At 72.0% G+C, this 13,903-nt stretch carries 1 protein-coding gene (cut by a window edge); it reads left to right on the forward strand.

Going from position 1 to position 13,903, the window contains the following annotated elements; genetic code table 11:
* Window positions 1-13,903: the 5' portion of a type I polyketide synthase gene (locus NQZ70_RS09070; RefSeq protein WP_237245632.1), read on the forward strand. The gene runs 13,802 nt beyond the window's last position; the window shows 13,903 of its 27,705 coding nt (coding positions 1-13,903); it begins with the start codon at window positions 1-3; its stop codon lies beyond the right edge, outside the window.

Here is a 13,903-nt window from a genome sequence, read left to right on the forward strand (position 1 = left end):
ATGCTTGGGTTTCTGCGCGATGCGTTGGCGGATCTGCTGCAGGTTGCGCCGGGAGCCGTTCAGGATGATGTTCGATTCCACGAGCAGGGCCTCGACTCCGCGAGGGCGCTGCTCCTGGTTGAAAAGCTGTCGAGCTGGATGGGGCGCGCTCTCCCAGCCACGCTGCTATGGCAGCACAGCACCCTGAACGCGCTTGCCAGGCATCTGGCGGATACGCGCGGTGAGCCCGTTTCCACGGCCCTCGGCGCGCGCGCCGTCGCGTCGTCGTCCATCGACGAGCCCGTCGCCATCGTCGGGCTCGGGTGCCGCATGCCCGGCGGCATCACGTCTCCCGAGGGGATGTGGCGGGCCCTGTGCTCGGGCGTGGATGCCGTCGTCGAGGTTCCTCCGGACCGCTGGGACGCTGAGGCCTGGCTGGACGCGGACGCCCAGGCGCCCGGGAAGATGACGACCCGATGGGGTGGTTTTCTCAATGAGATCGTGGGTTTCGACGCAGGCTTCTTCGGGATCTCGCCGGCTGAAGCCAGGCAGATGGATCCGCAGCAGCGCTTCGCGCTCGAGACTGCCTGGGCAGCGCTCGAGGACGCGCGCGTCGTTCCCACCGCGCTCGGGGGGTCTCGCACGGGCGTGTTCTTCGGCGCCATGTGGCAGGAGTATGCCCGCGTCGCGGGGGCGGACGCGACAGGCATAGAGCCACACTCCGCCGTGGGCTGGGATAACTCCATCATCCCCGCCCGCATCGCCTACGCTCTGGGGCTTCGCGGGCCGGTGATGACGGTCAACACGGCGTGCAGCTCCTCGCTGGTAGCCGTGCATCTCGCGGCGCTGAGCCTCAGGCGTGGGGAGGCGGATCTGGCGCTTGCGGGCGGGGTCAACCTCATGCTGACCCCCCACGCCACGGTCCAGATGACCAAGTTCGGCGCGATGAGCCCTGACGGCCGCTGCCGGGCTTTCGCCGCAGGTGCCAACGGCTACGTCCGTGGCGAGGGGTGCGGCGTGGTGGTGCTGCGCCGCCTCTCGGACGCGCTCGTCGCAGGCGATCGCATCTACGCGGTGCTGCGAGGCAGCGCCGTGAACAGCGACGGCGCGTCCAATGGACTCACGGCACCGAACCCTGAGGCCCAGGCTGACGTCATCCGAGACGCCTGGCAGCGAGCGGGGGTTGCGCCCCGGGAGGTCGCATACGTCGAGACCCATGGTACGGGCACGATCCTCGGCGATCCTATCGAGGCCGCGGGGCTGGCCGCCGTGTTTGCGCCCGGCCGGGAGCAGCCGCTCCGCATCGGCTCGGTAAAGACGAACTTCGGCCACCTCGAGGCTGCGGCGGGCATCGCCGGGCTCCTCAAGGCGACGCTCGCGTTGCATCACGGGCAGCTGCCGCCGAACCTGCATTTCGAGAGCCCGAACCCCCACATCGACTTTCAGGCGCTCCGGCTCGAGGTTGTCGCACGGCAGCAAGGCTGGCCGAGGGACGCGGGCCGTCTTGCCGGCGTCAGCAGCTTCGGCTTCGGCGGCACGAACGCCCATGTTGCGCTGGAGGAGTCTCCCTACAGGCCGCAGATCCTCGTCCCCTTGGCTGCTGATGGGGAGCAGGCGCTCCGCGATGCGGCGCGACGCCTCCTGGCCGATTTCGCTGCTTCGGGCGCGGGTCGCGATGCGGAGCGGCTCGTGGTGCAGCCCGGCACGGGCTCCGTTCGCGCCATGGTCCAGGGGCGCGATGGCGCCTCGGTGGAGGCTGCATTGCGGGAGCTGGCCGACGGTGGCGCGGAGCTCCGCCCGATTTCCCGGCCGAGGCCGCGGCTGGTGTTCTTCTTTTCAGGACACGGCGGCCACTGGGCGGGCATGGTCCGTGACCTGATGGCCGGGGAGCCGGTGTTCCGCGCGACCCTCGAGGCCTGCGATCGAGCAGTCCGGCAGTTCACCGGGTGGTCCGTGATCTCCGAGCTCGCGGCGAACGAGGCGTGCTCGCGGCTCGACCGAACCGACGTCGTGCAGCCCGTGGTCTTCAGCGTTCAGGTCGCGCTTGCTCGCACCCTGCAAAGCTGGGGCGTGGTCCCTGAGCTCGTTTTCGGCCAGAGCGTCGGCGAGGTCGCTGCGGCCGTGGTCGCGGGAGCCCTGTCGTTGCGCGACGGGGCGCGGGTGATCTCCACCTGGTCGGCTCTGATCGCGAATCATGCGTCAGGACGTGGCGCGATGATCGTCGCCGATCTGTCGGTCGCGCAGGCCGAGCGCGTCCTCGCCAGCTGGGACGCGGGGGGCGTTCAGGTCGCCGTCCATCTGGCCCCCGGCCAGGTTTGCCTGGCCGGTCCGGTCGATGCCGTCGAGCGTCTTGTGCGCCGGTTCGCGAGCGATGGCATCGGCACCATGCGCGTGCGCATCGACTACGCCGCTCATACCGCCGAGATGGAGCCGTTGCTCCCCGAGATCGAGCGGCAGCTCGCGGCGATCCAGCCCAGCGCGCCCACGATCCCGATGTGGTCCACGGTCGCGAACCGGTATGTCGCCGGTCCGGAGCTCGATGGACACTACTGGGCGCGGAACCTCCGCGAGCCGGTTCAGCTCCTCGAAGCTGTCGAGAGCGTGGCGCGGCAGCACAGCGCGTGCATCGTCGAGGTGGGGCCGCATCCGGTCGCGGTGCGCTCGTTTGAAGCGTCGCTGAAGACGTGGGGAGACAGCCGTTCTGTGGTCCTCGCGACCTGCTGGCGCGAGGTGGCCGCGCGGGGCGGGCTGGAGGCGCTGCTCGGCGCGTTGTGGCGCGAAGGGATCGATGTCGACTGGGACGCGGTCCGCACGGGTGGCCGCGCGGCGACTTCGCGCGCGGTCACTCTCCCGCTGGTGGTGTCCGGGAAGACGGTGCAGGCCCTGCAGGAGAACGCCGCGCGCCTGGCGACACATCTTGATGGCCGAGGCGACATGGCTCTCGTCGACGTCGCCTTCACCCTGGCGACCGCTCGCGCGCACTTCGCCACGCGGGCGTCGGTGCAGGCGGCGAGCGTGTCGGAGGCGGTGGAGGGGCTGAGGGCGCTGTCGGAGGGTCGAGCCGCGGCAGGTGTGGTGCGCGGGACGGGAGTGCACGGGGGGAAGCTGGCGGTGCTGTTCACGGGGCAGGGCAGCCAGCGGCTCGGGATGGGTAAGAGTCTTTACGAAGTGAACCCCGTGTTCCGTGCGGCGTTCGACGAGGTGTGCGAGGCGCTGGACGCGCATCTCGACCGTGGGTTGAGAGAGGTGGTGTTCGCGGAAGCGGGCAGCGAGCAGGAGGCGCTGCTGGAGCGGACGGAGTACACGCAGCCCGGGTTGTTTGCGCTGGAAGTGGCGCTGTACCGGCAGTGGGAGTCGTGGGGGCTGAAGCCCGCGGCGCTGATGGGGCACTCGATAGGAGAGCTGAGCGCTGCGCATGTGTCGGGCGTGCTGAGCCTTGCGGACGCTGCGAAGCTAGTGTGCGCCCGCGGTCGGCTGATGCAGAGGTGCCAGGCGGGCGGAGCGATGATGTCGGTGGAGGCCTCGGAGCCGGAGGTGCAGGGGGCGCTGTCGGCGATGGGGCTGGAGGGCGTGCTCGGGGTCGCGGGCATCAACGGTCCGAGCCAGACGGTGCTGAGCGGGGGCGAAGCGGCGGTGCTGGAGGTGGGGAGGCGGTTCGAGGCGCAGGGCCGGCGCACGCGGCGTCTGCGCGTGTCGCACGCGTTCCACAGCCCGCACATGGACGGGATGCTGGAAGAGTTCGGGAAGGTGGCGCGCGAGTGCGCGTATGGGATGCCGCAGGTGCCCGTGGTGAGCAGCGTGACGGGCGAGCTGTGGAGCGAGCAGGAGCTGAGGTCACCCGAGTACTGGGTGAGGCAGGCGCGAGAGGCGGTGAGGTTCTTCGACGGGATGCGCACGCTTGCGGCGGCGGGGGTGAGCACATACGTCGAGTGCGGTCCCGACGGCGTGCTGTGCGCGCTGGGGGCGGGGTGCCTGCCGGAGGGAGCCGAGGCGACGTTTGTGGCGAGCCTGCGGCGAGAGCAGGAGGAAGAGCGCGCGCTTGCAACGGCGGTGGCGACGGTGCACGTGCAAGGGCACGAGGTGGACTGGGCCCAGGTGCTGTCGGGCCATGGCGGCCGGCCCGTGGAGCTGCCGACGTACGCATTCCAGCGGCAGCGCTACTGGCTGGAGGCGTCGAGGGCGCGCGGTGACGTAGGCTCGGCGGGGCTGAAGGCGGCCGCCCATCCGCTGCTCGGCGCCGCGACGAAGCTCGCCGACGGCGAGGGGCACCTGTTCACAGGGAGGCTGTCGCTGGCGGAGCATGCGTGGCTTCGGGATCATCAGGTGTTCGGCAGGGTGGTGTTTCCGGGCACGGGGATGCTGGAGCTGGCGCTGGCGGCGGGACGCGCGGTGGGCAGCCGGTCGCTGTCGGAGCTCACGCTCGCCGAGCCGCTGGTGCTGGCCGAGGAGGGCGCGACGCGGCTGCAGCTGTCGGTCGGAGCGCCGGACACGGCGGGCCGGCGCGAGGTGGGGCTGTACAGCCAGTCTGAGCAGGCCCCGGAGGACGCGCCGTGGGTGCAGCACGCGACGGGGGTGTTGACGGACGAGACCCCCGGCGCTCCTGGCGAGCTCGACGAGCTGTCGACGTGGCCTGTGCCGGGCGCGGAGGAGGTGGACCTGTCCGGGGTTTACGAGCGGCTGCGTGAGCGCGGGCTCGACTACGGTCCGGCGTTCCAGGGCCTCGTGGAGCTCTGGCGTCGAGGCACGAGGCTTTACGGCCGGGTGGTGTTGCCCGAGAGCGCGATGGACAGCGCCGAGGCGTATGGGGTGCACCCGGCGCTGATGGATGCCGCGCTGCATGCGCTGTTCGCGGCCTCTTCGGAGGCGGCTGGAGCGGACATGGCGCTGCTGCCCTTCTCGTGGTCGGACGTGGCGCTGCACGCGACGGGACCGCGCGAGCTCCGGGTGATGCTGGAGCTTGAAGGCGACATGACGCAAGCGGTGGCGTCGCTGTGGGCGGCGGACGCGGCGGGCCAGGCTGTGGCCAGCGTCGGCGCCCTGCATCTGCGGCGAGCGACAGCGGAGCAGCTGGCAGTGGCCAGCCGTGCCAATGCCCAGCAGCTGTACCGGGTGGACTTCCAACCGGTGAGCGTCGCGGCGAGCGTCCCGGAGGCGGGCTCGCTGGTGGTCGTCGGTGCAGCGGAGGGAGGAGCGCGGCTGGCCGAAGCCCTGGGGGCGGAGGCGATTGCCGATCTCGAAGCATTGGTTGCGCGCCTCGAGCAGGGCGCGAGCGCGCCTGAGCGGGTGGTGGTCGACGTCACCGCCGCGAGCCCGAGCCCGTTGGACGTGGCGGTGTCGTCGCATGAGGCGACGAGGCAGGCGCTGTCGCTGCTGCAAGCGTGGCTGTCGGAGCCACGGCTCGATGCTGTCGAGCTGGTGTGGGTGACGCGGGGCGCGGTGGGCGCGGCGCCGGACGACGCCGTCGAGGACCTGGCGCGCGCGCCGCTGTGGGGGCTTGTTCGCACGGCGCGCAGCGAGCACCCCGAGCGCCGGCTGCGCTTGATCGATGTGGGGACCGAGCCTGTGGACGCTGGGCTGCTGGCGCGGGCGCTGGCGACGGCGGCGGAGCCGGAGCTTGCGCTGCGCGGGGGCGCTGCGCTGGCCGCGCGCCTGGTGCGCGTACAGGCGGCAGCGAAAGAGCTCACGCAAGCCCGCGGGCTGGGCCCCGCGGGCACGGTGCTGGTGACCGGAGGCGTGGGCGGCCTGGGTCAGATCGTGGCGACGCACCTGGTGCGCGCGCACGGGGTGCGGCACCTTGTGCTGACGTCGCGGCGCGGGCTGGAGGCGCCCGGGGCCCGCGAGCTTGTGCGGTCGCTCGCGGAGCTCGGCGCCGAGACGGTGACGGTGGCTGCGTGCGACGTGTCGAAGCGGGAGGAGGTCGCGCGTGTGCTGGCCGGCATCGACGCGGCGCGTCCGCTGAGCGCGGTGCTGCACCTGGCCGGCGTGCTCGACGACGGCGTGCTCGCCGCTCAGACGGCCGAGCGCCTCTCGCGGGTGCTGGCGCCGAAGGTGGATGGGGCGCTGCACCTGCACGAGCTGACGCGGGAGCTGGATCTCGCGGCGTTCGTGCTGTTCTCGTCGGTGGCCGGCACGTTTGGCACGGCGGGCCAGAGCAACTATGCGGCCGCGAACACGTTCCTCGACGCGCTCGCGGCGCACCGGCGCGGCCGTGGCCTCGCGGCGACGAGCCTGGCGTGGGGCTTCTGGGCGCCGGGGGCCGGGGGCATGACGGACACCCTGGGCGAGGCCGAGCTGTCGCGCATCAGGCGCGCAGGATTTATCCCGATGTACGTAGCAGAGGGCTTGTTCCTGCTGGACGTCGCGCTCTCGCGCTCTGAAGCCAGCCTGGTTCCGGCGCACTTCGATCTGGGGAAGCTGCGATCGGGGCTTGATGCCAGCGGCGGAGTGCCCGCGCTGCTCCGGGCTCTCGTGCGCCCGAGCCTGCGCAAGGCATCCTCCGGGACACAGGAGACCTCGGCGCTTCGGGCGCGCCTCTCGGCGCTGCCAGAGTCGGCGCGGCTCGAAGCGCTGATCGACCTGGTGCGGGGCGAGGTCGCCGCGGTGCTCGGGCTGCATCACCCCGCGTTGGTGGAGCCCCACCAGGTGCTGAAGGAGGTTGGGCTCGACTCGTTGATGGCGGTGGAGCTGCGCAGTCGGCTGAGCTCCCGGGCCGAGACTTCGCTGCCGGCGACCCTGGCCTTCGACCACCCGACGCCGCGGGCCATCGCAGAGCTGCTCCTGAAGCAGGCCTTCTCGGAGCTACAGGAGACGGGGGGCGGCGCGCGTGTGCGCCGTCGGGTGCGTGTGCGCCGTCGGGTGAGGGAGGACGAGCCGATCGCGATCGTGTCGATGGCGTGCCGGCTGCCGGGTGGCATCGAGACGCCGGAGGATTTCTGGCGCGTCCTCCGTGAGGGGAAGGATGTCATCGAGAGCTTCCCCTCCCGATATGAAGCTTCTTCTGTTTACGATCCCGATCCGGAGGCGGTGGGCAAGAGCTACGCGCGCGAGGGGGGATTTCTACGGAACGTAGACCTGTTCGACGCGGGGTTCTTCGGGATATCGCCGCGCGAAGCGCAGTCGATGGATCCCCAGCAGCGGCTGGTGCTGGAGACGGCGTGGGAGGCGCTGGAGCGGGCCGGCGTTCGCCCATCGGTGCTGAGCGAGAGCGCCACCGGGGTGTACCTGGGCTGGATGGGCTCGGACTACGCCGCTGGCCACGCGGACGACCTGAGGACGCTCGATGGCTATCGCATCACGGGCGGTGCCGGCAGCGTCATCTCGGGCCGCGTGGCGTATGTGCTTGGGCTGCAGGGCCCAGCGATCACGGTGGACACGGCGTGCTCGTCGTCGCTGGTGTCGCTGCACCTCGCCTGCATGGCCCTGCGCCGGGGCGAATGCGACCTGGCGCTGGCCGGCGGGGTGATGGTGATGACCACGCCCGCGACCTTCGTGGAGTTCAGCCGCCTCAAGGGCATTGCGCGAGATGGCCGCTGCAAGAGCTTCTCTGCCCAAGCGGACGGCGTCATCTGGGCCGAGGGGTGCGGGATGCTGGTGCTGAAGCGGCTGTCGGACGCGCGGCGCGACGGTGACCGTGTGCTTGCGGTGGTCCGTGGGTCAGCGGTGAACCAGGACGGTCGCAGCCAGGGCCTGACGGCGCCGAACGGCCCCGCGCAGCAGCGGGTGATCCAGCAGGCGCTGTCGTCGTGCGGGCTGTCGCCCGAGGACATCGACGCGGTGGAGGCGCATGGTACGGGCACGAGCCTCGGAGATCCGATCGAGGCGGGAGCGCTTGCGGAGGTGTTCGGGCCTGGGCGCAAGGCCGAGCGGCCGCTGTACCTGGGCTCGTCGAAGTCGAACCTCGGGCACGCGCAGTCGGCCGCCGGCGTGGCTGGGGTGATCAAGATGGTGCTGTCGATGCAGCACGAGGTGCTGCCGCGGACGCTGCACGCGGAGCAGCCGAGCCCGCACATTGGGTGGGAGGGGAGCGGGCTGTCGTTGCTGCAAGAGGCGCGTCCGTGGCGGCGCAACGGCCGGGCGCGGCGCGCGGGCGTGTCGTCGTTCGGGATCAGCGGGACGAACGCGCATGTCATCCTCGAAGAGGCGCCGGTGGAGGCGGTGCGCGAGCCGGTGGCGGCGGAGGCGGCAGAGGGTGCAGCGATGCCGCTGTTGCTGTCGGGGCGAGACCAGGCCTCGGTGGCGGCGCAGGCGGGGCGCTGGGCGAAGTGGCTGGAAGAGCACGCGGAGGTGGGGTGGTCGGACGTGGTGAGGACGGCAGCGCTGCACCGGACGCACTTCACCACGCGGGCGTCGGTGCTTGCGGCGAGCGCTGCGGAAGCTGTGGAGGGGCTGAGGGCGCTGTCGGAGGGTCGAGCAGCGGCGGGGGTGGTGCGCGGGACGGGAGTGCGCGGGGGGAAGCTTGCGGTGCTGTTCACGGGGCAGGGCAGCCAGCGGCTCGGGATGGGGAAGAGTCTTTACGAAGTGTACCCTGTGTTCCGTGCGGCGTTCGACGAGGTGTGCGAGGCGCTGGACGCGCACCTCGCGCGTGGTCTGCGGGAGGTGGTGTTCGCGGCCGCGGGCAGCGAGGAAGGAGCGTTGCTGGAGCGGACGGAGTACACGCAGCCCGGGCTGTTTGCGGTGGAAGTGGCGCTGTACCGTCAGTGGGAGTCGTGGGGGCTGAAGCCCGCTGCGCTGCTGGGGCACTCGATAGGAGAGCTGAGCGCTGCGCACGTGGCGGGTGTGCTGAGCCTTGCGGACGCAGCGAAGCTAGTGTGCGCCCGAGGTCGGCTGATGCAGGGGTGCGAGGCCGGGGGAGCGATGGTGTCGGTGGAGGCCTCGGAGCCGGAGGTGCAGCGGGCGCTGTCGGAGGTCGGGGCGCAGGGGCGACTGAGCATCGCCGGGCTGAACGCGCCGATGCAGACGGTGCTGAGCGGGGACGAAGCGGCGGTGCTCGCGGTGGCGCGACGGCTGGAGGCGCAGGGCCGGCGCACGCGGCGTCTGCGTGTGTCGCACGCGTTCCACAGCGCGCACATGGACGGGATGCTGGAGGAGTTCGGGAAGGTGGCGCGGGAGTGCACGTACGCGCGGCCGCAGCTGGCGGTGGTGAGCGGCGTGACGGGCGAGCTCGGTGGCGAAGAAGCGCTGATGTCGGCCGAGTACTGGGTGAGGCAGGTGCGCGAGGCGGTGCGCTTCCTGGACGGGATGCGCACGCTTGCGGCGGCGGGGGTGAGCACATACGTCGAGTGCGGTCCCGATGGCGTGCTGTGCGCGCTGGGGGCGGGGTGCCTGCCGGAGGGAGCCGAGGCGACGTTTGTGGCGAGCCTGCGGCGAGAGCAGGAGGAAGAGCGCGCGCTGGCGACGGCGGTGGCGACGGTGCACGTGCAGGGGCACGAGGTGGACTGGGCCCGGGTGCTATCCGGTCAGGGCGGTCGTGCCGTGGAGCTGCCGACGTACGCATTCCAGCGGCAGCGCTACTGGCTGGAGGCGCCGAGGGCGCGCGGTGACGTGGGCTCGGCGGGGCTGAAGGCGGCCGCCCATCCGCTGCTCGGCGCCGCGACGAAGCTCGCCGACGGCGAGGGGCACCTGTTCACAGGGAGGCTGTCGCTGGCGGAGCATGCGTGGCTTCGGGATCATGGTGTGTTTGGCCAGGTGGTGTTTCCGGGCACGGGCATGCTGGAGGTTGCGCTGGCGGCTGGGCGCGCGGTGGGCAGCCGGTCGCTGTCGGAGCTCACGCTCGCCGAGCCGCTGGTGCTGGCCGAGGACGGCGCGGCGCGGCTGCAGGTGATGATCGGAGCGCCAGATGCGGCGGGCCGGCGCGAGGTGGGGCTGTACAGCCAGTCTGAGCAGGCCCCGGAGGACGCGCCGTGGGTGCAGCACGCGACGGGGGTGTTGACGGACGAGCCCCCCGGCGCTCCTGGCGAGCTCGACGAGCTGTCGACGTGGCCTGTGCCGGGCGCGGAGGAGGTGGACCTGTCCGGGGTTTACGGGCGGCTGCGTGAGCGCGGGCTCGACTACGGTCCGACGTTCCAGGGCCTCGTGGAGCTCTGGCGTCGAGGCACGAGGCTTTACGGCCGGGTGGTGTTGCCCGAGAGCGCGATGGACAGCGCCGAGGCGTATGGGGTGCACCCGGCGCTGATGGATGCCGCGCTGCATGCGCTGTTCGCGGCCTCTTCGGAGGCGGCTGGAGCGGACATGGCGCTGCTGCCCTTCTCGTGGTCGGACGTGGCGCTGCACGCGACGGGACCGCGCGAGCTCCGGGTGATGCTGGAGCTTGAAGGCGACATGACGCAAGCGGTGGCGTCGCTGTGGGCGGCGGACGCGGCGGGCCAGGCTGTGGCCAGCGTCGGCGCCCTGCATCTGCGGCGAGCGACAGCGGAGCAGCTGGCAGTGGCCAGCCGTGCCAATGCCCAGCAGCTGTACCGGGTGGACTTCCAACCGGTGAGCGTCGCGGCGAGCGTCCCGGAGGCGGGCTCGCTGGTGGTCGTCGGTGCAGCGGAGGGAGGAGCGCGGCTGGCCGAAGCCCTGGGGGCGGAGGCGATTGCCGATCTCGAAGCATTGGTTGCGCGCCTCGAGCAGGGCGCGAGCGCGCCTGAGCGGGTGGTGGTCGACGTCACCGCCGCGAGCCCGAGCCCGTTGGACGTGGCGGTGTCGTCGCATGAGGCGACGAGGCAGGCGCTGTCGCTGCTGCAAGCGTGGCTGTCGGAGCCGCGGCTCGAAGCGACCGAGCTTGTGTGGATGACGCGGGGCGCGGTGGGCGCGGCGCCGGACGACGCCGTCGAGGACCTGGCGCACGCGTCGCTGTGGGGGCTTGTTCGTACGGCGCGAAGCGAGCACCCCGAGCGCCGGCTGCGCTTGATCGATGTGGGGACCGAGCCCGTGGACGCTGGGCTGCTGGCGCGGGCGCTGGCGACGGCAGCGGAGCCGGAGCTTGCGGTGCGCGGGGGCGCTGCGCTGGCCGCGCGCCTGGTGCGCGTACAGGCGGCAGCGGAAGAGCTCACCCGAGGAGCCCGCGAGCTGGACCCTGCGGGCACGGTGCTGGTGACCGGCGGGACAGGGGAGCTGGGGCAGGCGGTCGCGGCGCACCTGGTGCGCGCGCACGGGGTGAGGCACCTTGTGCTGACGTCGCGGCGCGGGCTGGAGGCGCCCGGGGCCCGCGAGCTTGTGCAATCGCTCGCGGAGCTCGGCGCCGAGACGGTGACGGTGGCTGCGTGCGACGTGTCGAAGCGGGAGGAGGTCGCGCGCGTGCTGGCCGGCATCGACGCGGCGCGTCCGCTGAGCGCGGTGCTGCACCTGGCCGGCGTGCTCGACGACGGCGTCCTGTCGTCGCAGACGCCGGAGCGCATTTCACGGGTGTTCGCGCCGAAGGTGGATGGGGCGCTGCACCTGCACGAGCTGACGCGGGAGCTAGATCTCGCGGCGTTCGTGCTGTTCTCGTCGGTGGCCGGCACGTTTGGCACGGCGGGCCAGAGCAACTACGCGGCGGCGAACACGTTCCTCGACGCGCTCGCGGCGCACCGGCGCGGCGGCGGGCTCGCGGCGACGAGCCTGGCGTGGGGCTTCTGGACACAGGCGGGCGTGGGGATGACAGCGCACCTGGGCAAGGCCGAGCTGTCGCGCATGAGGCGCAACGGGTTCGTGCCGATGCCGGTGGAAGAGGGCCTCGCTCTGCTGGACGCCGCGCTTTTGCGCTCCGAAGCGAGCCTGGTCCCAGTGCACCTGGATCTCGCGCAGCTGCAGCGTGGGCTGGAGTCCAGCGGCGAGCTGCCGGCGCTGTTTCGTGCGCTGTTGCGCCCCAGCTTGCGCAAGGCGTCCACGGCAACGGCAACGAGGCGAGACGCCTCGGCGCTGCGCGGGCGCCTCTCGGCGCTGCCGGAGGCGGAGCGGCTGAATGCGCTCATCGAGCTGGTGCGGGGCGAGGTCGCCGCGGTGCTCGGGCTCCAGCGCAGCGAGGCCGTGGGGGCAGAGCAGGTGCTGAAGGGCCTCGGGCTCGACTCGCTGATGGCGGTGGAGCTGCGCAACCGCCTCGCCGCCCGGGCGGAGACGTCCTTGCCGGCGACGCTGGTCTTCGACTACCCGACACCGCGAGCGATCGCAGAGCTGCTGCTGAAGCAGGCGTTCTCGGGGCTGCAGGTGAAGGAAGCGCGGGCGCGTCGTCATGCGGGGAAAGACGAGGCGGTGGCGATCGTATCGATGGCGTGCCGGCTGCCGGGAGGCGTCGAGACGCCGGAAGACTACTGGCGTCTCTTGGCCGAGGGGAAAGACGCGATCGAGGGCCTCCCTGCGCGCTGGGAGGCGCTTTCGGTCTACGACCCCGATCCGGAGGCGGTGGGCAAGAGCTACGCGCGCGAGGGTGGATTCTTGCGGGACATCGACCTGTTCGACGCGGACTTCTTCGGGATATCGCCGCGCGAGGCGCAGTCGATGGATCCCCAGCAGCGGCTGGTGCTGGAGACGGCGTGGGAGGCATTGGAGCGTGCCGGCGTGCGCCCGTCGGCGCTGAGCGGGAGCGCCACCGGAGTGTATCTCGGGTCGATGGGCTCGGACTACGGTGCTCTTCATACCGGCGGGCTGGAAGCGCTGGACGGGTACCGGGGCACCGGGAGCGCGGCGAGCGTGCTCTCAGGCCGTGTGGCCTACGTGCTCGGGTTGCAGGGCCCAGCGATCACGGTGGACACGGCGTGCTCGTCGTCGCTGGTGTCGCTGCACCTCGCGTGCACGGCGTTGCGTCAGGGTGAATGCGACCTGGCGCTGGCCGGCGGGGTGACGGTGATGAGCACCCCCGCGTTGTTCGTGGAGTTCAGCCGGCTCAAGGGGATGGCCCGCGACGGCCGCTGCAAGAGCTTCTCTGCGCGAGCTGACGGCGTCACCTGGTCCGAGGGGTGCGGGATGCTGGTGCTGAAGCGGCTGTCGGACGCGCGGCGCGACGGTGACCGGGTGCTTGCGGTGGTCCGCGGGTCAGCGGTGAACCAGGACGGTCGCAGCCAGGGCCTGACGGCGCCGAACGGCCCCGCGCAGCAGCGGGTGGTCCAGCGGGCGCTGTCGTCGTGCGGGCTGTCGCCCGAGGACATCGACGCGGTGGAGGCGCACGGGACAGGCACGAGCCTCGGAGATCCGATCGAGGCGGGAGCGCTCGCGGAGGTGTTCGGGCCTGGGCGCAAGGCCGAGCGACCGCTGTACCTGGGCTCGTCGAAGTCCAACCTGGGGCATACGGGGCCTGCGGCGGGTGTAGTCGGTGTGCTCAAGATGGTGCTGTCGATGCAGCACGAGGTGCTGCCGCGGACGCTGCACGCGGAGCAGCCGAGCCCGCACATTGGGTGGGAGGGGAGCGGGCTGTCGTTGCTGCAAGAGGCGCGTCCGTGGCGGCGCAACGGCCGGGCGCGGCGCGCGGGCGTGTCGTCGTTCGGGATCAGCGGGACGAACGCGCATGTCATCCTCGAAGAGGCGCCGGTGGAGGCGGCGCGCGAGCCGGTGGAGGCGGTGCGCGAGCCGTTGGCGACGGAGGGTGTTGCGATGCCGCTGTTGCTGTCGGGGCGAGACGAGGCCTCGGTGGCGGCGCAGGCGGAGCGCTGGGCGAAGTGGCTGGAAGAGCACGGGGAGGTGGGGTGGTCGGACGTGGTGAGGACAGCGGCGCTGCACCGGACGCACTTCGCCTCTCGCGCATCGGTGCTTGCGGCGAGCGTGTCGGAGGCGGAGGAGGCGCTGCGGGCGCTGTCGCAGGGTCGCGGCCACCGGGCGGTGTCGGCGGGCACGGCGCGTGCGCGAGGCAAGGTGGTGTTCGTGTTCCCCGGCCAAGGGAGCCAGTGGCCGGGGATGGGCCGGGCGCTGCTGGAGCAGAGCGCGGCGTTCGCGGAGGCGGTGCAGGCGTGCGATGAGGCGCTGCGGCCGTGGA

Source organism: Sorangium sp. So ce836 (assembly GCF_028553905.1).
Taxonomy (GTDB): Bacteria; Myxococcota_A; Polyangia; order Polyangiales; family Polyangiaceae; genus Sorangium; species Sorangium cellulosum_D.